The sequence below is a fragment of the Faecalicatena sp. Marseille-Q4148 genome (assembly GCA_018228665.1).
In the GTDB taxonomy this organism is placed as follows: Bacteria; Bacillota; Clostridia; order Lachnospirales; family Lachnospiraceae; genus UBA9414.
Genome location: CP073692.1, coordinates 2067211 through 2087985, shown reverse-complemented (window position 1 = coordinate 2087985; position 20775 = coordinate 2067211). Strand labels below are relative to the sequence as shown.

19 protein-coding genes are annotated in these 20775 nt (G+C 40.9%); 18 read left to right on the top strand and 1 reads right to left on the bottom strand.

What is annotated here, in order from left to right; all coding sequences use genetic code 11:
• The first annotated feature begins 15 nt into the window (after window positions 1-15).
• The 6 genes from KFE17_10000 to KFE17_09975 all read left to right on the top strand — a co-directional run bounded on the left by KFE17_10000 (window position 16) and on the right by KFE17_09975 (window position 6581).
• Window positions 16-552: a hypothetical protein gene (locus KFE17_10000; GenBank protein ID QUO31210.1), complete on the top strand. Its 537-nt coding sequence runs from the start codon at window positions 16-18 to the stop codon at window positions 550-552.
• A gap of 163 nt (window positions 553-715) precedes the next feature.
• The gene (locus KFE17_09995) at window positions 716-1459 is read left to right on the top strand and encodes a 3-oxoacyl-ACP reductase FabG (protein QUO31209.1); all 744 of its coding nucleotides are present in this window, start codon (window positions 716-718) and stop codon (window positions 1457-1459) included.
• A gap of 251 nt (window positions 1460-1710) precedes the next feature.
• Window positions 1711-2721 (top strand): helix-turn-helix transcriptional regulator, encoded by a 1011-nt coding sequence (locus tag KFE17_09990; protein QUO33689.1) that lies wholly within the window; start codon window positions 1711-1713, stop codon window positions 2719-2721.
• Window positions 2722-2875: 154 nt separating this feature from the next.
• Window positions 2876-4186 carry a Gfo/Idh/MocA family oxidoreductase gene (locus KFE17_09985; protein ID QUO31208.1) on the top strand — a complete coding sequence of 437 codons (1311 nt, stop codon included), beginning with the start codon at window positions 2876-2878 and terminating at the stop codon, window positions 4184-4186.
• Window positions 4187-4225: 39 nt separating this feature from the next.
• A complete protein-coding gene (locus KFE17_09980; protein QUO31207.1) occupies window positions 4226-5422 on the top strand; it encodes a Gfo/Idh/MocA family oxidoreductase in 1197 nt (398 codons plus the stop codon).
• A 76-nt stretch (window positions 5423-5498) separates the two neighbouring features.
• Window positions 5499-6581, top strand: a complete 1083-nt coding sequence (locus KFE17_09975; protein QUO31206.1) for an aminopeptidase P family protein — start codon at window positions 5499-5501, stop codon at window positions 6579-6581.
• A 76-nt stretch (window positions 6582-6657) separates the two neighbouring features.
• On the opposite strand, the gene KFE17_09970 is transcribed toward KFE17_09975, so the two are convergent.
• Window positions 6658-7581, bottom strand: coding sequence for an Abi family protein (locus KFE17_09970; GenBank protein QUO33688.1), 924 nt, complete (start codon window positions 7579-7581; stop codon window positions 6658-6660).
• A gap of 247 nt (window positions 7582-7828) precedes the next feature.
• Between KFE17_09970 and KFE17_09965 the strand changes: the two genes are divergently transcribed.
• From KFE17_09965 to rpsL, 12 genes are all read left to right on the top strand, one after another.
• Window positions 7829-8716, top strand: a complete 888-nt coding sequence (locus tag KFE17_09965) for a sugar ABC transporter permease (GenBank protein ID QUO31205.1) — start codon at window positions 7829-7831, stop codon at window positions 8714-8716.
• A gap of 36 nt (window positions 8717-8752) precedes the next feature.
• A complete protein-coding gene (locus KFE17_09960; GenBank protein ID QUO31204.1) occupies window positions 8753-9661 on the top strand; it encodes a carbohydrate ABC transporter permease in 909 nt (302 codons plus the stop codon).
• 56 nt (window positions 9662-9717) lie between these two features.
• On the top strand, window positions 9718-11025 hold the full coding sequence (locus KFE17_09955; protein ID QUO31203.1) for an ABC transporter substrate-binding protein: 1308 nt from the start codon (window positions 9718-9720) through the stop codon (window positions 11023-11025).
• A 27-nt stretch (window positions 11026-11052) separates the two neighbouring features.
• Window positions 11053-12597: a PHP domain-containing protein gene (locus tag KFE17_09950; GenBank protein ID QUO31202.1), complete on the top strand. Its 1545-nt coding sequence runs from the start codon at window positions 11053-11055 to the stop codon at window positions 12595-12597.
• Between the two features lie 3 nt (window positions 12598-12600).
• Window positions 12601-13356 (top strand): HAD family hydrolase, encoded by a 756-nt coding sequence (locus KFE17_09945; protein QUO31201.1) that lies wholly within the window; start codon window positions 12601-12603, stop codon window positions 13354-13356.
• Complete coding sequence (ugpC, locus tag KFE17_09940) at window positions 13338-14447, top strand: sn-glycerol-3-phosphate ABC transporter ATP-binding protein UgpC (protein ID QUO31200.1); 1110 nt, start codon at window positions 13338-13340, stop codon at window positions 14445-14447. Before KFE17_09945 ends, ugpC begins: the two co-directional genes overlap by 19 nt.
• Before the next feature lie 191 nt (window positions 14448-14638).
• Window positions 14639-16231, top strand: coding sequence for an ABC transporter substrate-binding protein (locus KFE17_09935; protein QUO31199.1), 1593 nt, complete (start codon window positions 14639-14641; stop codon window positions 16229-16231).
• Window positions 16232-16335: 104 nt separating this feature from the next.
• Window positions 16336-17289 carry an ABC transporter permease gene (locus KFE17_09930; GenBank protein ID QUO31198.1) on the top strand — a complete coding sequence of 318 codons (954 nt, stop codon included), beginning with the start codon at window positions 16336-16338 and terminating at the stop codon, window positions 17287-17289.
• A gap of 13 nt (window positions 17290-17302) precedes the next feature.
• Entirely contained in the window at window positions 17303-18163 is an 861-nt protein-coding gene (locus KFE17_09925) for an ABC transporter permease (protein QUO31197.1), read from the top strand.
• Window positions 18156-19130 (top strand): ABC transporter ATP-binding protein, encoded by a 975-nt coding sequence (locus KFE17_09920; GenBank protein ID QUO31196.1) that lies wholly within the window; start codon window positions 18156-18158, stop codon window positions 19128-19130. The genes KFE17_09925 and KFE17_09920 overlap by 8 nt, the downstream gene beginning before the upstream one ends.
• 11 nt (window positions 19131-19141) lie before the next feature.
• A complete protein-coding gene (locus KFE17_09915) occupies window positions 19142-20122 on the top strand; it encodes an ATP-binding cassette domain-containing protein (GenBank protein ID QUO31195.1) in 981 nt (326 codons plus the stop codon).
• A 216-nt stretch (window positions 20123-20338) separates the two neighbouring features.
• Window positions 20339-20761, top strand: coding sequence for a 30S ribosomal protein S12 (gene rpsL / locus KFE17_09910; GenBank protein QUO31194.1), 423 nt, complete (start codon window positions 20339-20341; stop codon window positions 20759-20761).
• The last annotated feature ends 14 nt before the right edge of the window (window positions 20762-20775 follow it).

The following is a 20775-nucleotide window of genomic DNA, read 5'->3' as shown; positions in this document are numbered from 1 at the left end:
GGATAAGAGATTGGAATGAAAAAAGGCAGAACACTATTGATCATAATGATTTGTTTGATAGGAATATTGATTGGTGGATGTGGTAAAGAGAAAAAGAAAGAAGAAAAGAAGCCATTAACAATTTATGAGCAGTTGACGATAAAAGATACACCTCTTTCTGATGATGACTCAAATGTAATTGAAAATGGTATAAACAACTGGGTAAAAGGTTTTCTTGCAGTTAATAGTACCGAAGAAGATAAAGAGTTAGCTGATAAGATACTCTATCAGAGCGTAACAAATGAAGCGCAGAAGGAAGCGCTAAAAAGCGATAGGGATGCTTTTTATAGTAGTGGAGTAATAGTTGTAGATGAGGCTACTACTGTATTAACAGATACAAAACAGGCAGAATATGAGAAAGAAAATGTGGGTGTTGTATCCTGTGAAACAACGATCAGAGGCACGGTAAGCGGTACAGCATTTGAAAAGAAATATACGATGCAGATGGTTGTAAAACGAGATGAAAATGAAACTGTAACCGTATATGAAATTAATGATATTGCCTGGGAGTAATTGTTGGAAGAATATTTCTTCTAAAAACTATTCGTTTTATTGACAAAACAAAAAAATAAGAGTAAACTAAAACAGTAATAATTACTGATTTGTTAAAAGTTTGTTAAAGCAGTATATTACTAATTTGGAATCTGCTTAAGGGGCAGAAGAAAGGAAGTTTACGATGTTAAAGAATAAAGTTGCAATTGTTACAGGGGGAACTCGTGGAATCGGTTTTGCTGTTGTGAAGAAATTTGTTGAGAATGGAGCTGCCGTTTCTGTATGGGGATCTCGTCAGGAGACAGTCGATAAAGCACTGGCACAGCTGAAGGAGTTATATCCGGATGCAAAGGTGAGCGGCAAATGTCCGAATCTGAAAGATGCTGCACAGGTTGCGGAGACGATGGCTCAGGTAAAGGAAGAATTTGGTGCAGTTGATATTCTTGTGAATAATGCGGGAATTTCTCAGAGCACACCGCTTTACAATTATACAGCGGAAGAGTTCCAGAAGATTGTTGATTTGAATATTACATCTGTATTTAACTGTGCACAGGCAGCAGCAAAGATTATGAAAGAGCAGGGCGGCGGTGTTATTTTAAATACAAGTTCCATGGTAAGTCTTTATGGTCAGCCTTCAGGATGCGGCTATCCGGCATCTAAGTTTGCGGTAAATGGTATGACAAAATCTCTTGCAAGAGAGCTGGGCCGTGATAATATCCGTGTCAATGCAGTTGCGCCGGGAGTTACAAAGACAGATATGGTTGCAGCGCTTCCGGATGAAATGATTAAGCCTCTGATTGCAACAATTCCTCTTGGAAGAGTTGGAGAACCGGAAGATGTTGCAAATGCATTCCTGTTCCTTGCAAGTGATATGGCAAGCTATGTAACAGGTGAGATCTTATCCGTAGACGGAGCTGCAAGAAGCTAATTGCCGGTATATATTTTCGGACACTGTTTCGAAAAATTATTTATAAGAGAGATTTTATAAGAAAGATTTTGAAAGTGTCGTCTGATCACTCATGTGGTGGTTGGACGGCACTTTTGGCAGTTATTGGGGCGAAAACTGCTTTTGCAACTGCCGGTTGACGCATTTCCATGTGAAAATGGTAGTCTGCAACTGTTAAATCTGCTATGCTAAAGATGCTTAAGCGAGAGAAAATGACTTAAGGAGGAATGAAGATGATTTTAGCGGATAAGATTATGGATTTGAGAAAGAGAAATGGATGGTCACAGGAAGAACTGGCAAATCAGCTTGGAGTGTCCCGACAGGCGGTGTCTAAATGGGAAAGCGCAGCATCGGTGCCGGATTTGAATAAGATTATTAAGATGAGTGAAGTGTTTGATGTCAGCACGGATTATTTATTGAAAGATGCCATTGAAAGGATAGAATTGAACGATGAGATAGGAGATCTGCCGGAGTCGAAAATCTATTCGTATGCAGAAGAACCGATAAGAAGTATTTCTATGGAAGAGGCGAACTGCTATTTGGAAATGGTGCAAATGACTGCCGGGAAAATTGCGTTTGGTGTTCTGCTTTGTATTTTGTCTCCGGTGCTTCTTATTTTGCTTGGAGGCTTGTCGGATGCAGAAGGCGGTTATATGATTTCAGAAGCGACTGCGGCGGGAGTTGGAATGACTGTTTTGTTGTTGCTTGTAGCATCAGCGGTAGCGATTTTTGTTTTCTACGGAAGACAGTTGGAAGCATATGAATTTCTTGAAAAAGAAGTGATTGAACTGGAGTACGGTGTAAGTGGAATGGTAGAAAAGCAGAAGTCAAAATATGAAGGAACACATGGACGCCGGCTTGTACTTGGTGTTGTGCTGTGTATTTTAAGCGCGATTCCCCTCATGGTACTTGGAGCGATTGATGAAGAGGGAATGGCTGCAGTTATAGGGTTTGATTTCTGTATTGTGCTAGTAGCTGTGGGAGTATTTATGATTGTACGGACTTGTATTTTGTATGGAAGTTTTCAGCGTCTGCTTGAAGAAGGAGATTATACGCGGGCAAAGAAGTTAGAAAATAAGAGAAATGATATTCTTAACACGATTTACTGGTGCACGGTGACAGCGATTTATCTCGGATGGAGTTTCTTGACGATGGACTGGGAACGGACATGGATTATCTGGCCGGTAGCAGGAGTATTTTACGGAGTTGTGATTGCTCTTGGAAGAATCTTTCGCGGGAAATAGAGTCGCAGAAAATAGAGGATTGTGATTTGTGGTAGCTAAAATCAAAGATTATATCTCTGAAATTGTATAGTAATTTGTTTTCAGATATGTTAAAAATAATATAGAACGAGTAATATGTTACTGTATCAGAAACAAAGACAAGGAGGAGAATCCTATGAGCAAGGTAGTTACCATGGCGATCGCGGGACTTGGAAACCGCGGGAATGATATTTATGCACACTATCAGCTTGTGGCTCCGGAGGAAGTGAAGGTTACTGCTGTTGCAGATCCTATTGCGGCGAAGAGAGAAGAGGCGCAGCGTACGTATGGCATAGCGCCGGAAAACTGTTTTGAGAGTGCAGAAGAAATGTTGGCGCAGCCGCAGCTTGCAGACATTTGCGTAATTGCGACGCAGGATAAACAGCATGTAGCTCAGGCGGTAAAAGCGATTGAGCAGGGCTATCATGTTATCTGTGAGAAGCCGATTTCGCCGTCACTTCAGGAGTGCCTGCATTTGCAGAAGACAGCTCATGAACATAAGAAGATGGTTGCAGTCGGACATGTGCTGCGCTATACGCCGTTTTACAGCAGAATAAAAGAACTGCTTGATTCTGGAGTGATTGGAAATGTTGTGACGATTCAGGCAATGGAAAATGTAACATACTGGCATCAGGCTCACAGCTATGTGCGTGGAAATTGGAGAAAAAGTGAGGAGACAAGCCCAATGATCATGGCGAAGAGCTGTCATGATCTTGATATGTTTGCATGGCTGCTGGGAAAAAAATGCAAACGTGTATCTTCTTATGGCGATCTGTATCTTTTTAAACCGGAGAATGCACCTGAGGGAGCGGCAAAACGCTGTATGGACGGCTGTAAGGTAAAAGAACAGTGCCCGTATGATGCGGAGAAGATTTATATTACAAATCCGGAAACGGGTATCCGAGGACTGCAGGCTGATCCGGAGCGTGATAAGTGGCCGGTCTGTATTTTGTCGCCAAATGATCTGAGTGAGGAAGCCATTTACCAGGCGATTCAAGAGGGACCATATGGAAGGTGTGTATATGCCTGCGACAATGATGTTGTGGATCATCAAGTCGTGAACATGGAATTTGAAGATCATGTGACAGTTTCATTTACAATGACTGCATTTACAAGCAAGGGTGGCCGTACAATTAAAATCTGCGGAACACTTGGGGATATTATCGGGGATTTGAGTACCAACGAGATTACGGTAACTCCTTATGGGAAAGAACCTCAAATGATCTGTGCGACAGAAGGAGACATGAGCGGACATGCAGGCGGGGATAACCGGTTGATTCATGATTTCGTCAGTGCAGTGCAGGAAGAAATGAGCGAGAGCAGTCTGAGAACAGGAATTGATGCTTCGATTGAGAGTCATGTGATAGCGATCGCAGCAGAATATTCCAGATGCCATGGCGGAGAAAGTGTGGATCTTGAGAATTTTGTTCAGAACTGTGAAGAGTAATATTTTATTATAATAATAAAGAGTCAGGAGAAATTAGAAATGAAGAATTTGAATGTAGGTATTGTTGGACTGGGAGTGAGAGGCTATTGGTTAATGAAGGATGTTATTCTGCTGATGCCGGGAGTAAAAGTAACTGCTGTCTGTGACGTTTATGAAGACAGAAATGAAAGAGCTGCCAAGCTGACAGAAGAAGTTTGCGGACATGTACCGGCAACTGAGACAGATTACAAAAAACTGATCGCAAGAGATGACGTGGATGTAGTAGTAGTTTCCTGCGCATGGGAAAGTCATATTAAAGTTGCCATTGATGCTATGAAAGCCGGAAAACCTGTCGGAATGGAAGTTGGTGGTTCTTACAGCGTAAAAGAATGCTGGGATCTTGTTGATACATATGAGGCAACACAGACACCGTTTATGTTCTTAGAAAATTGCTGCTATGGACGCCGTGAATTGATGGCTCTGAATATGGTAAAACAGGGATTATTCGGTGATATCGTTCATTGCCGCGGAGGATATATGCATGACCTGCGTGAAGAAGTCAGCGAAGGTGAGAAGAACCGTCACTACCGTCTGAGAAACTATATTCACCGTAACTGTGAAAACTATCCGACACATGAATTAGGACCGATTGCGAGAATTCTTAATATTAATCATGGAAACCGTATGCTTACTCTGACATCTATGGCGTCAAGATCTGCAGGTATCCAGGAATACATCAAAGATCGCATGAGTGATGATGAGAAATTAATGAATACAAGATTCGCACAGGGCGATGTTGTAAATACAATGATCAAATGTGCGGGCGGAGAAACAATCCTTCTTACACTGAATACATCTCTTCCGCGTTTCTACAGCAGAGATTTCACAGTTTGCGGAACAAAGGGAATGTATGAAGAAGAAAATGATACCGTATTTGTAGATAAGAAATATACTGCAGAAGAAGAATGGGATTTCAAAGCCAACTGGGGAAATGCAAAAGACTATGAAAAAGATTATGAGCATCCAATCTGGCAGAAGTTTTTGAACGATGGAGTTCAGGGCGGACATGGCGGAATGGACTGGCTTGTATTTGAAGCGTTTTTTGAAAGCATCCGCAATGGAGAACCGTGTCCAATTGATGTATATGATGCTGCATCATGGATGTGTATTTCTGCACTGTCAGAGGAATCTATTGCAATGGGCGGACATCCGGTAGCAATTCCGGATTTCACAAACGGAGAGTGGATTAGAAGATAAGAGGAAATTGACTTCTACTATCTGGAAGTTTATAATATTCTCAGTGATTTTATTTGAGCAAAGTGAGGTAATTGCAATGAATCAGGAGAGATTAGCGAAAGTATATGAATCGATGAAGGCAGAGGGCGTCGGACAGTTTCTTGTGACAGATCCAATGGCAGTATATTATCTGACAGGCGCGATGCTAAATTGCGGCGAACGAATGATGGTTCTTCTTTTAGCAGAGGGAAAAGAACCAAAGCTTATCATTGGTAAATTATTTCCGCAGGACGAAGAAACTCTTGGAACAAAAGTAATCTATTTTGAAGATACGGATGATTATGTAGGAATGCTGGCTAGTGAAATGTCAGAAGATGGAGTTATCGGTGTAGATAAAGTATGGCCGGCACGTTTCCTTCTGGCGCTTATGGATAAGATGCCATCTGCAAAGTTTGTGAATGCATCTTATATCATTGATCATATCCGTCAGATTAAGACTGCTGACGAGCAGGAGAAGATGCGGGCTGCGTCTGCGTGCAATGATAAGAGCATGGGTGAATTGATTCCTCTTGTTGTAAAAGGTATGACAGAGAAAGAAATGGGAGAAGAACTCCTGAAGATTTATCTGAAGAACGGCGCTCAGGGACATTCGTTTGATCCGATTGTAGCCTATGGAGATAATGCTGCTGATCCGCACCATGAGCCGAATGACTCAAAAGGGGTGTACGGGAACGCTGTTGTGTTGGATATTGGATGCATGAAAGATGGATATTGCGCGGATATGACAAGAACTGTGTTTATCGGAAAAGCTTCTGATAAGGCAAAAGAAATTTACGAAGTGGTAAAAGAAGCAAACCGCAGAGGGATTGAGGCGGCGAAACCGGGAGCGCGTTTCTGCGATGTAGACCGTGCAGCCAGAGACTATATTGAAGAGCAGGGTTACGGCGCATACTTTACACATCGCACAGGACATAATATCGGTATGGAAGTACATGAGTATGGGGATGTATCTTTTACGAATGAAAATGTACTGAAACCGGGTATGTGTTTCTCTGTAGAACCGGGAATTTATATTCCGGGAGTTGCAGGAGTTCGTATCGAAGACTTAGTATTGATTACCGAGGATGGATGCGAAGTATTGAATCATTATACAAAAGACTTGATTGAAGTAGAAGTATAGAAAAGTAATATAATGAATTTGAAAGATGAGAGCATTACGAAATGATCGGAAACGATTATAGAGGAATGCTCTTATTTTATACATTTTTCCAATTTGTTGGAAATCCCATTTTGGAAAATAGTACTTGCGGAGTAAGATGCGGGCAATTTTTGAAAGCAGAAAGGATTAATTGGTTAAGTTCTTTTTTGAATTGTTTAAAATCTTTGGTGTCAATTAGATAACGTAAGGCAATTACTACTGCAAATAAGTCTTTTTTACCAATTGAGTATTGTCCGTTTTTCTGTGGTAATTTTAATTCTTTGTGTAAGGGCATATCAGGGATTGCTTCATTTATCTGAAAAGAATAAAGACATTCATTATGAGCGCATATATTTCGACAGTTTGCGAGAATACGAATGAGCTGATGTAGTTGACTTTCTGATATATTAGAAAAATTAAGACTTATTTTACTGCGAATATCAGAAGTAGTATATTGATACATTTTAGAAATTTGACCGAATGTAAGTGCGTTGACAGTTATCCATAAAGGTACATTGTCATATGTTTTTGCATAATGGATAATATAGCGGTAGTGGCTGGGTAAAGAAATGGTTTTTACCAAAGTTGTGATTAGATGATTTATTTGGTTTAAATTTTTTGGGGTACAATTATAATTTTTAACAGATAAATATGCGGATTGTTGTGTGCCGTGTTTTTCACAAAAATAGTAGGCTAGCATAGATTTTAAATATTGTTCGACATGTAATATATATTTTAGAAAAAGGATTCTCAATTCTTCATCAAAGTAATAAAAAGCTGTAATCTCTTCAAAAGTGACACCGTGCAAATATTTTCCGGATGGTTTGTGTGTAAATATATCTTTATAATTATCAACTAATGAGAAATAACTCAATTTTTGCAGTATACTTTTTGTAGTTTCAAGGTCGGAAATAATAAGCTGTTTTTCGTTTATGAGTTTTTGAATTTGTTCATCATATGTGAAAAAAATTGTATTTTCTATGTTGGGAAACCTCCTTTGTTTATTAAAAAAGTGGAGCCCACGCATGGAACTCCACCGGCTGCGGGCATCGCAAGTTTCCGCAGCGCAACCACTAAAATCAATATATCATTAAAGTAAAAAGTTGTCAAACAAATTTTTGAGGCAGGTTATATATTGACCTGTCTATTTTTTTACACAGATTTTAAGTTTTCTACATTGGAATTTGATGTTCGTACGGTAGAATGCATTTTCGAAAGGAGAGTTAAGGATGAAGGAGAAAAGACTGCAGAAACTCAGATATACGGGAAATGTATTTCTGTTTGTAATGCCTGCATTGATTCCGCTGGTCGTATTTTGGATATATCCAATCTGTCGTTCGATTATGATCAGCTTTACGAACTGGGACTATATGAGCCCACAGTATGATTTTGTGTTTCTTGATAATTTTAAGATGTTGTTTCAGGACAGCCGGTTCTATGAGGCGGTAATCAATACGCTTGTATTTACGATCGGAACACTTGTACCAACACTTGTAGGAGGGCTTTTGTTAGCGCTCTTGTTGAGGAAGAATTTCCGTGGAAGTGGATTTTATAAGTTTATTTTATTTTCCCCGTGGATTACACCAACAGTAGCAGTATCTATTGTGTGGACGTGGATCTTTGAACCGGGAAGCGGTATGGCGAATGCGGTGTTAAATTTCTTCCACCTGCCGGGGCTTCCGTGGATTCAGAGTTCAGATACAGCGATGCTTGCGGTAATTCTTGTGACCGTATGGAAAAGTATTGGATATTCGATGATTTTTTATTTATCAGCATTAGAAAAGGTTCCGACAGAATTGTATGAGGCATGCGGTATGGACGGAGGACATCGGTGGCATCAGTTCCGGGATATTACAATTCCGTGCATTTCGCCGACAACATTTTTCTTAATGATTATTACGATGATTAATTCTCTGCAAGCTTATGATCAGATCCAGATTCTGACGCAGGGAGGACCATCGGGAAGTACAAGAACCCTTCTTTATATGTATTATCAGCTTGGATTTGAAGAATTTGATATGGGACAGGCAACAGCGGTAGCAGTTGTGATGATTTTGATTACAGCAGGATTGTCTGCGATACAGTTTGTTGCATCCAAGAAGTGGGTTCATTATTAGTTGTAAAAAGAGTTTATTTGGAAAGGAAAGAAAATTATGGAAAGTCAGAAAATTGCACTGACACCGAATCGTCTTCCGAAGGAAAAGTCAGGGCATCTGGCTGTGAAGACAAAAGTATTTCGAGGGATCAGCTTCGCAGGCAAAACGATTGTTCTAGCAGCAGTTAGTATTTTTACGGTATTCCCGTTTATATGGATGATACTCAGTGCATTAAAAACAAAAGCAGAGATTATGGATGTGACAGCATTTTTTCCGTCAGATCCCCAGTGGGAAAATTTTGTAAATGTGTTTACGGAATCTCCGCTTATCAGATATATCGGCAACAGTTTGTTTGTCTCAGCAGTAACGCTGCTGATCCAGATTGTAACAGGAGCAATGATTGCATATGCGATTGTATTTCTGGAATTTAAAGGGAAGCATCTTCTCTTTACGATTATTATGGGGACTTACATGCTGCCAAGCGCAGCCACATATGTTCCGTCGTATATTATTTTGGCAAATATGGGACTGCTGAATACATATACGGGGCTGATTATTTCTAATGCGGTCAGCATTTTCGGAATTTTTCTTCTAAGGCAGGCTTTTATGCAAGTGCCAAAAGGGCTTGTAGAAGCGGCGAGAATTGACGGCGCCTCTCACTGGCAGATTTTGTGGAGAATTATTACGCCGATGACAAAGTCTTCGTTTATTACCTTTGGGCTGATGAATTTTATCGCATGTTATAACAATTATATGTGGCCGTCATTAATTACCGATGATCCGGAAATGAGTCTGGTATCTCAGGGACTTCGTCGTTTCTTTATTGAAGGCGGCGCTTATGGAACAAACTGGCCGCTGGTAATGGCAGGAAGCGCATTGATTATTGTTCCGCTCCTTGTATTATTTGGATTTACGCAGAAATGGTTTATCAATGGAATCGGCGGCGATACGGGAATGAAAGGCTAATATCAAAAAAGTAATTAAGAAAGTAAATTTAATAGAAAATTTGGAGGAAATGAATCATGAAACAGAAAAGAGTGATTGCACTTTGTATGGCAGCTGTTCTGGCAGCAGGAGTATTTACGGGATGTGGAAAGAAAACGGCAAATGCAGAAGAAGTTCAGAAAACAGAGGACGGAAAAGTACAGATTGATTTCTGGTATTCTGGCGGAAAGACAGCAGTAAATGTACTTGGCGATATGATAGAAGAATTTAATGATTCACAAGATACTTATGAGATTGTTGGTACGACACAGGCGGATTACACAGAGACGTATGAGAAGCTTCAGGCAGGAATTGCAGGGAAAAATGCTCCGGATATGGCATTGCTTGATGTGGATAAATCACGGAATCTCTACAAGAAAGATTTGCTGGCTGATCTGAATGAGTTTATAGAAAAAGATGACAGCTTTGAAGAAGATGATTATATTCCGGTATTCTTTGATCAGGGAAAATATGATGATGATATGTTTGCAATGCCTGCATACGGAACAACACAGGTAATGTACTATAATAAAGCGGCATTTGAAGAGGCAGGAATTAAAGCAGAAGATATTAAGACATGGCAGGATCTTGAGAAGGCAGCGAAAACCATGTCAAAAGGTGAAGCATTTTATGGATGGGAGCCAATGTGGGGGTCAGGAAATCTTGTAGATGCGGCTTTAAGTAACGGAGCGAAAATCCTGAGTGATGACGGAAAGAAGGTTTTAATCAATTCTGATGAATGGGTTGAAGTCTGGGAAAGCTTCCGCAAATGGATTCATGAAGATAAAACAATGAGAATTCACTCCGGCGGTCAGGGATGGGAATACTGGTATAAGACAATTGATGATGTGCTTCAAAATAAAGCAGGCGGATACACAGGTTCTTCAGGAGACCAGGCTGATCTTGATTTTAACATTGTAGCAGCGATGGAACAGCCGGGATGGGGCGAAAATGAATCTGCACCAACAGCAGACGCGCTTCAGTATGTTATGCTTGACAGTGCTTCTGATGAAGCAAAACAGGGTGTATATGAATTTATGAAATTCTTTACCACTCCGGAAAATCAGGCGAAGTGGTCAATGAATACAGGTTATGTTGCAGTGCGTGAATCCACGCAGGAAGTTCCGGAGTTTGCAGATTATGCAGAAGGCAACCCACAGATCCTTGTGCCGCTGCAGCAGGCAATGCATGGATCTATTCTTCCGGAAGACCCAACAGGAGGTAAGATTTTTGATGCGCTGACGATTGCGGCTGATAAAGTGGAAATTGAAGGGATTTCAGCGAAAGAAGCTCTTGAAGAGGCGGCTGCTACAGCTCAGAAGGCACTGGATAGTGTTGCGAAATAGTGTTTGGATGTACGAGGAGATTGTAACATGAAGAAAGAATTCATATTTCAAATTAGTAAATCTACCGCAGTACGAAGCGAGGAATCCGTAAGGATTCCTTTTGCTACGAGTCAGATGTTACTGCGTGTCAGATTAGAAAAGGAATATTCCGGCATGGGATATCTTGTTGTGTATGATCCGGAAGGAAGGGTAAGACTTTGGCATCTTCTTGGGCATGGAGAGCGGGAATTACTGATTGGTTCGGGAGGAAAAGATACATCTGTAGGAGGAGTGCCGGGATCAATCGAAGCTGGAAACTGGAAAATAGAATTATTTTTGTTTACAGAGTACATTGCACAGTTTCTTGGAGAAGCGGTGGTAAATTTTGTGATTGAGCTAGAGACTTTTGATGATGAAACTGCTGAGGAAGACGGCAAAATGCCATTTCAGGTTTCAGATGTAATTGGAGAGCAGGAGTGGATTTCGAAGACATCAGGAAGAAAGCAAATGCTTCCGGTGCTGGATCATTATGATTGGAAGCGTGAAGTCTGTCGGGAAACGATGTGGTATAAAGGAGACTTTCATACACACACAACACTTTCTGATGGGAAAGAAACAACAGCATCTGCAATGGAGAAGGCGAAACTGACAGAACTGGATTTTTATGTTCCGACAGAACATAATGCGATTCATACCGGCTGGGTGGATACGTCACTCTTGATTTTGCCGGGAATTGAAATTACGACAGAACAGGGGCACTGTAATTTCTTTGGTATCGACCGGATGCCTAAAGTGCTTCCACAATTACTGGAACATGTGGGAGATGAAAGTTCTGAGCAATTCATGTATGAAGCAATTGCGGAGGCAAAAGAAAGAAATTGGATTGTCAGCGTGAATCATCCATTTCTTCATATCTGGAAATGGAAACACGGCGGTCTTGCGCTGCAGGATATGGACTGCCTTGAGGTGATCAATGATCCTACTTATCCGTATGCGAAAGAAGCAAATGAACAGGCGGTGGCATTTCTTGACCTGCTTTGGGAAGACGGATGGAACATATGGGGAGTGGGAGGAAGTGATTCCCACAATCTTTTAGAAGAGCGCTATGACGGTGCAGAACTTCCATCCATTGCCGGAGATCCGGGAACATTTGTGTTTTGTGAAGGATTGTCTGCCAAAGAACTGATGAAACGGGTGCGCTGTGGAAATATGTATGTAAGCCGTTTCTGTATGGGAGCGTTTGAGATTTTCTGCAATGGAAACTGTTATTTGCCGGGAGATGAGCTGCAGTTTGAAGAAGATACGGTTTCGGTTGAGTATCATATTCGTGTGTATGCCACAACGGAACGTATTTGTCTATATATGATTCGGGATGGAAGACGTGAACTGCTTAGACAGACAGAAGAAGCAGATGGCAACGTGACAGCGGAAGCAAAAGCAGAATTCAGGCAGGGAGAATGGTCTTATATGCGTGCGGAAGTAAGAAATGAGGCAGGAGAACTGCTGGCTTATGTAAATCCGGTGTATCATGGAAGGAAAACTCATGAATGTATGACTTTTGCTGAGGCAGTGAAAAAATTTGAGGGAAGATAAAGAATGAAGATTAAAGGGATTTTATTTGATAAAGATGGAACACTGATTGATTTCTTTTCGTTATGGCTGACGGCTGCAGAGCGTGCAATTCCAGAGTTTCTTGCGGAGCAGGAATTACCGCATGATGAGGAAACAATCAGCTATGTGATGGAGGCTATTGGTGTTTGTGATGGGAAAGTAGATCCATGTGGAGCATTAGCATATAAATCTTACAGAGAAATTGCAGCAGATATCCGTGCTGTGTTTGCGCGTATGGGAGTCTTGATTGAACACTCAGATTCAGAACTTGGAAAGCGTCTGGAAAAGATTTTTCAGAGAATTGTTACTGAGAAAAATCAGGAATATATACCTCTGGGAAACCTGAAAGAGTTATTTCAGGAACTGAAAGAGAAGAAGATTTACATCGGTCTTGCAACAGCGGATACCTATGAATCGGCGAAGACATGCATGAAGCGCCTTGGAGTATTAGAATATCTTGATTATCTCGGAGCAGATAATGGAATCGTAAGACCGAAACCGGCCCCGGATATGTTGGAACAATTTGCAGAGCGTTTTGCAATTACACCGAAAGAAGTTGCGATCGTCGGAGATACGGCAAATGATATCCGATTTGCTAAGCAATGCGAGGCAGTATCGATTGGTGTATTAAGCGGCGTAAGCGGAAAGAAGGAGCTGCGAGGTGCAGATTATGTGATTGATTCGGTTGAATACTTGCTGCCGCTGCTTGAGGAGGAGATGAAATGTCAGAAATTGTATTAGAACATGTAGGTAAAGTATATGATAATCATGTTCAGGTTGTAAAAGATTTTAATTTAACAATACCGGATAAAGAGTTCATTATTTTTGTAGGGCCTTCCGGATGCGGGAAATCGACCACGTTAAGAATGATTGCCGGTCTGGAAGAAATCACAGAAGGAAATCTTTATGTGGATGGCGAATTAATGAATGATGTGCCGTCTTATGAACGGAATATGGCCATGGTATTTCAAAACTATGCGCTGTATCCGCATATGACCGTCTATGATAATATTGGCTATAGTTTGAAATTAGCGGGCCTGCCGAAAAAAGAGATTGATGAGAAAGTACGCGAGGCGGCGCAGGTACTTGGACTGGAGAGTGTGTTGAAACGAAAACCGGGACAGTTGTCAGGTGGGCAGAAGCAAAGAGTTGCAATCGGAAGAACGATTGTGCGTCATCCAAAAGTATTTTTAATGGATGAACCGCTGTCAAATTTGGATGCTAAGCTTCGGGCGGAAATGAGAGTTGAGATTAAACGGCTTCATAAAGAATTGGATACGACATTTATTTATGTAACCCATGATCAGGTTGAAGCAATGACATTGGGGACAAAGATTGTTGTATTAAAAGACGGAGTGATTCAGCAGGTAGGTACACCATCAGAACTTTATGAGCATCCAGTGAATCGGTTTGTGGCAGGATTTATCGGGACACCGCAAATGAACTTTATAGAAGGAATCTGTATGGAAGAGGAAGATGGAGTGTGGTTATATTTTGACGCTCAGAAAATAAAAATGGATCCGCGGGACGCATTCCGCCTTCAGGCAGGTAATTATATAGGACGAAAAGTCATTATGGGAATACGTCCGGAAGATTTATATGTGGATCGTGAGCACGAAGAGTGTTTTGCCTCTTCTGTCATTGAAGAAACGGTAGAAGTGGTAGAATTGCTCGGTGCAGAGTCGCTTCTCTATTTCGAACATGGTGAATTCCATCTTACGGCAAAGATTTCCGCTTCTATTGAAGTGAAAAGAGGAGATGTGGTAAAGATCGCTATGGATCCTGAGAAAATGCATTTCTTCGATTCCCAAAATGAAGATACAATCATGTGATTTTATAGAAATTAGAGTAAATATAAAGCGATATTTTTGGTGAAAAATACAGAAAATTTGGCAAATAGAAAAAGTCAATAATTGGATTATAATATATTAAATATAGCAATTGGACGTTCTGACAAACATTTAATATAATATGAGCGTAACAAATACATGGGCATAAAGCCTATATTATAAGGAGGAACGTCATGAAAAAGAAACTGGTAAGTTTATTGCTTTGTACAGTGATGGCTGTATCAGCTTTGGCAGGATGCGGAAAAGCAGACCCAGAGGAAGAAGCGAAATCAAAAGCAGCAGCTCAGGGTGAGACAACTGCATCTTCAGAGGGAACAAAAGGAACAGATGGAATTTTTACTTATGCAATCGGTGGTGATACAGGAAATACATTGAATCCACTGACAGCAGATGACCGTTTTGGTCTGATGACATGTCATCTGTTATACTCACCGGCGTATTATATCTATCCGGATGGAAAGGTAGAATACATTTTAGCAGAAAGTATGGAGGCATCTGAGGATGGCCTGACATACACAATGAAGCTGAAACCGGATTTGAAATGGAGTGATGGCGAACCATTAACTGCGGATGATGTGAAATATACTTACGATACACAGAATGAAAACAGCCAGAATATGTATATTGAAGGAAAACCGATTGAAGTAACAAAAGTGGATGATCTCACATTGGAATTTAAACTTCCGGCAGTTTGTGCAAGTGCATTTGAAATTATGTCTTCTGAGGCAAGCATTCTTCCGAAACATATTTTTGAAGGAAAGAATACATTTGATATTAATATGCTTGAAGAAGAAGTTGTAGGAGCTGGTCCGTATGTATTAGAAGAATATAAGACAGGACAGTACTTAAAGTTTAAAAAGAATCCGAATTATGCAGGCGGAGAAGCTAATATTGATACAGTTGTTTACAGAGTTATTGAGAAAGATGATACAGCAACACTCGCTCTTCAGAATGGAGAAGTTGATGCATGGATCGCACTTCCGGATCTTCTGGACCCGTTTGCAGACAATGAGAATTTTAATATCACAAACTACAGTGAAGGTCGTGTAGCTTATATGCGTCTTAACCCGGTTGCGGAGAGCATGAAAGATAAGAGCTACAGAGAAGGTGTGTTAAGAGCATTGGATCGTGAAGAGATCATGCTTGCAGCATACAGCGATAAAGAGTTCTTTGAACTTGGATACTCTTTCCTTCCATATAACAACGCTTACTACACAGATGATGTTGAAAAATGGGATCAGGATGTGGAAAAAGCAAAAGAATTGACAGCCAATGGTGCAAAAGCTCTTAAACTCTGCTTCGTAGAGGAAGATTCCATCCAGCAGAGAATGGCGCTGACAGTTCAGGCACAGTTAAAAGAAGTAGGTATTCAGGTTGAACTTTGCGGAATGAACCAGGCTGCATATATGAAAGCTGCTTATGACCGTACAAATACAGATTACGATATCTTCTTTGGCGGATATGTTATGGGAGTTGATCCAGACATGTACTCTATGCTGTTTGTATCTACAAAAGATGATATGATCAACTATACAAGTCCTGAGATTGATGAGTTGTTTGCAAAAGGAAATGCCACATTAGATGAGGCAGAAAGAAAAGAAATCTACACAGAAGTACAGAAAAAGGTTTCTGAAGAAGCTATTTTCTATCCATTTGGAACAAACTTAAGAACACTTGTTACATCTGCTCGTGTAGAAGGTGTTGAAGATGCCGGACTTGTTCCGATCTATACATTCGGAGATATGGCGAAGCTGAAATTAAAATAGAGGCAGACAGTAGAAGGGAAGCACAAAGTGGCCTCCCTTCTATTTATGATTAAGAGTAGCTGACAGGAAAGCGCAGGCGCTTCTGTCAGGAAAAGGAGAAGAACATGTTAAAATACATTGGAAAACGAATTCTGCAGGCGATACCGTTATTGCTCCTGATTACCGTGATCTGTTTTACATTGATCAATCTGGCACCGTATGATGCGATTGATTCCATCACAACACCGGATATGACGCAGGCAGAAATAGAGGCAAAAAAGGAAGCCTATGGATTAAATGACCCGATGATCGTTCAGTATGGACGTTGGCTTGGGAACATTATGCAGGGAGATTTTGGTTATTCTCTGTTATCTCATACAAGTATTAAATATGACTTAAAAATCCGTATTCCGGCAACGATCCAGCTTGTGCTGCCGGCATATTTAACAGCATATTTTCTGGCAATTGTGCTTGGACTGGTTGCAGGAAGTCATAAAAATAAATGGCAGGATAAAGTGATTGACGGACTTTGTTCTGTGGGAATTTCTATGCCGACGTTTTGGTTTGCAATGATTCTTATGTATTTCCTGGGCTATAAATTTAAAATTTTCCCGATTATGGGGATGCATACCATTGGTTTGGAACATTCTATTGCAGACTATTTCAGACATTTTGCAATGCCATACATTGTGCTGACGATTGGTTTCCTTCCGGATCTGACAAGATATGTAAGGGGTTCTACAATTGGACAGCTGAAAGAAGATTATGTCATTGTACAGCAGGCATTTGGTGCTAAAAAAGCAGAGATCCTTTTGAAACATGTAGGAAAAAATGTACTGATTCCGCTAATTACGAAACTTGGAATGGCGCTTCCGATGCTTGTGACAGGGGCAGTAATCACAGAAACAATCTTTTCTTGGCCGGGAATCGGACCTTATTTCGTGAAGGCAATTCAGGCAATGGATTATCCGATTGTTATGAGTGTGCTTGTGCTTTCAGGAACATTGGTCATTCTTGGAAATTTACTGTCAGATATTTTATATTGTCTGGTAGATCCGAGAATTAAATCGATGAAATAGGTGGGAGAAGAGTATGAAGAAAAATAGAAGACTGGAAAATGTCAAATATGAATTTAAAAATAATAAACAGGCTATTTTCGCAGCGATATATCTTGTGGTGATCATTCTTGTTAGTATTTTTGTAGTGTTTATCAATATTGATCCGGACGCTATAGATGTAGTGCATAAACTTCAGCCGCCGTCATCAGAACATTGGTTTGGAACAGATGAAATGGGACGCGATTATCTGATGCGTGTACTGTACGGCGGAAGAGTTTCTCTTGTAGTAGGAGTACTTGCAATGCTGACATCCATTCTCATAGGGATTGCAGTTGGGATGTCAGCCGGATATTTTGGAGGCATAGTAGATAATATCCTTATGAGAATTGTTGATGTATTTTCATCTATTCCGTGGATCATTATGGTTACTGTAGTAGGACTGTTGTTTAAACGGGGAATTGTTTCTATCATTATTGTAATTGGTCTGTTCAGCTGGATGGAGATTGCGAGACTTGTGCGTTCAGAGGTACTTTCAGCGAAGGAGAGAGAGTATGTACAATATTCTAAATTTATTGGGGTAAATGCAGTTGAAATTATGGTCAAACATGTGCTTCCTTCTGTCTTTCCTACAATTATTACAGCAGCGACAGCAGCAATCGCAAGTGCGATCATGGTAGAAAGCTCATTGAGCTTCCTGGGACTTGGTGTTGCAGCTCCAATGTCAAGTTGGGGAAGTCTCCTGCAGAGTTCTCAGCAGTATCTTCAAAAGGCGCCATATATGGCGATTCTTCCAGGTGTGCTGATCATTTTGACAGTATATTCTTTCAATAAGCTTGGAGATGTGCTAAGAGTATTTGTAGAACCGAAGATAACGGCAGGTGAGAAAAATGAGTAAAAATGTATTAGAAATCAATAATTTAAAAACGGTTTTTAAGAGCAGAGGACAGGAAGTGCAGGCAGTCCGCGGCGTGAGTTTTTCTGTAGGAGAAGGAGAGATTGTCGGCTTAGTAGGAGAATCCGGAAGCGGGAAATCTGTTACAATGAAAGCAGTGCTTGGCATTCTGCCGGAGAATGCTGAAATTTCCAGTGACAGTCTGATGTTAAATGGAGTGGACCTCTCAAAGTTGAGTGAAGATGAATACCGTAAAATGAGAGGGAAGGATATGACAATGATCTTCCAGGATCCAATGACTGCGCTGAATCCGCTTGTGAAAGTTGGCAAACAGCTGGAAGAAGTCATTCTTAGACATAGTAATTGCAGTAAGGCTGAGGCAAAGAAAAAAGCAGTAGAAATGCTGGATAAGGTTGGAATCCCAACTCCGGAACAGCGCGTAAAACAGTATCCGCATGAGTTCTCAGGCGGTATGAGACAGAGGGTGCTGATCGCTATGGCGCTGGCATGTGAGCCGAAACTCCTGATTGCCGATGAGCCTACTACAGCGCTGGATGTAACGATTCAGGCACAGATTCTTGATCTGCTAAAAGAACTGGAAGGAGAGTATCATACCTCTATCGTTTTGATTACACATGATATGGGCGTTGTGGCAACGGTTTGCAGTAAGATTGCGATTATGTATGGAGGGCTGATTATGGAGGCAGGAACGGCAGAAGAGATATTCTATGATCCAAAACATCCATATACAAAAGCGCTGCTTCGTGCAATTCCGTCACTTGATCTGAAAGAGGGAGAGCGGCTGCAGTCAATTGATGGATTGCCTCCGTCACTTGTAAATCCGCCAAAGGGATGCCCGTTTGCGGAGCGATGTGAATTTGCAACCGAAAGATGCCGGACAGCCATGCCGGAATACAAACAATTCAGTGAAACACACCGTGCAATGTGTTTCCTGAACGGACAGGAATAGGAGGACGGACGATGAATCAGGAAATTTTGATATCAGCAGAAGATTTAAAAAAATACTTTCCTGTCAAAAAGCTGCTTGGAGGAAAGACGCAGTATGTAAAGGCGGTAGACGGTGTTAACCTTGATATTTATAAAGGAGAAACATTTGGTCTTGTTGGTGAATCCGGTTGTGGTAAATCTACGCTTGGACGAACATTGATCCGCATGTATGATGTTACCGGAGGAAAGCTTAGCTATAAAGGAAAAGATATTACAAATGCAAAACCGTCTGAAATGAAGGAATTTCAGAACAAGATGCAGATTATTTTTCAGGATCCGTATTCTGCACTGAATCCATTCTGGAATGTAGAAGAAATTTTAAATGAACCTTTGAAACAGATTGGAATGCCGGAAGCAGAACGAAAAGAACGAATGGAATATTTGTTGAATAAAGTAGGAATGAAGACAGATGATCTGATTAAATTTCCGTATGAATTTTCCGGCGGGCAACGCCAGAGGATTGGAATTGCGAGAGCATTGACCGTGAATCCGGAATTCATTATGTGTGATGAACCGATTGCAGCGCTTGATGTTTCTATTCAGGCACAGGTTGTAAATATGCTGGAAGATCTCCAAAACGAATTTGGGCTGACATATCTGTTTGCGGCACATGATTTGTCTATGGTACGCTATATTAGTACACGTATTGGTGTCATGTATCTTGGAAATCTTGTGGAAGTGACAACAAGTAATGAGCTTTATGACAATCCGCTTCATCCGTATACACAGGCATTGCTGTCAGCAATTCCGGTAGCAGATCCACGAAAAGCGAAGAAAAGAGAGCGGATTAAATTAAAAGGTGAGCTGCCAAGTCCGATGAATGTTCCGGAAGGTTGCCATTTTTCACCGCGCTGTCCGTATGCGACAGATCAATGCCGGGAAGTGTGTCCAAAACTGCGTGAAATTGAAAAAGGTCATTTTGTTGCCTGTCATCTGGCGGAGAAAATTTCATAGATAATAAATGGATGTTTAGCCATGTAGCGAATTGAGCTATATGGCTAAATTTATCCGAAAATATTGAGAAAAAAAGTGATTTTCCCCACTTGACAGTTTGGGAAAACCATACTACAATAAGAAAAGCGTGCACAGGAATGTTGCGTCATTTTTGTGTGCGAAGCAAAATTAGATTTTGCCAGGCAACCAACAGAAGAACCATAGGAGGTGAAAAGAATGCCAACATTTAACCAGTTAGTAAGAAAAGGACGTCAGACAGCAGTTAAGAAATCTACAGCTCCGGCACTTCAGAAAGGATACAACTCTCTGAAGAAGAAATCAACTGACACATCATCACCACAGAAGAGAGGTGTATGTACAGCAGTTAAGACAGCTACACCTAAGAAGCCTAACTCAGCTCTTAGAAAGATCGCCAGAGTTCGTCTGTCTAACGGAATCGAAGTAACAAGTTACATCCCGGGTGAAGGACACAACCTTCAGGAACATAGCGTTGTTCTTATCCGTGGTGGAAGGGTTAAAGACTTACCAGGTACAAGATACCACATCGTTCGTGGAACACTTGACACAGCAGGTGTTGCTAAGAGAAGACAGGCTCGTTCCAAATACGGTGCTAAGAGACCGAAAGACGCTAAGAAATAGAAAATCACTGATTT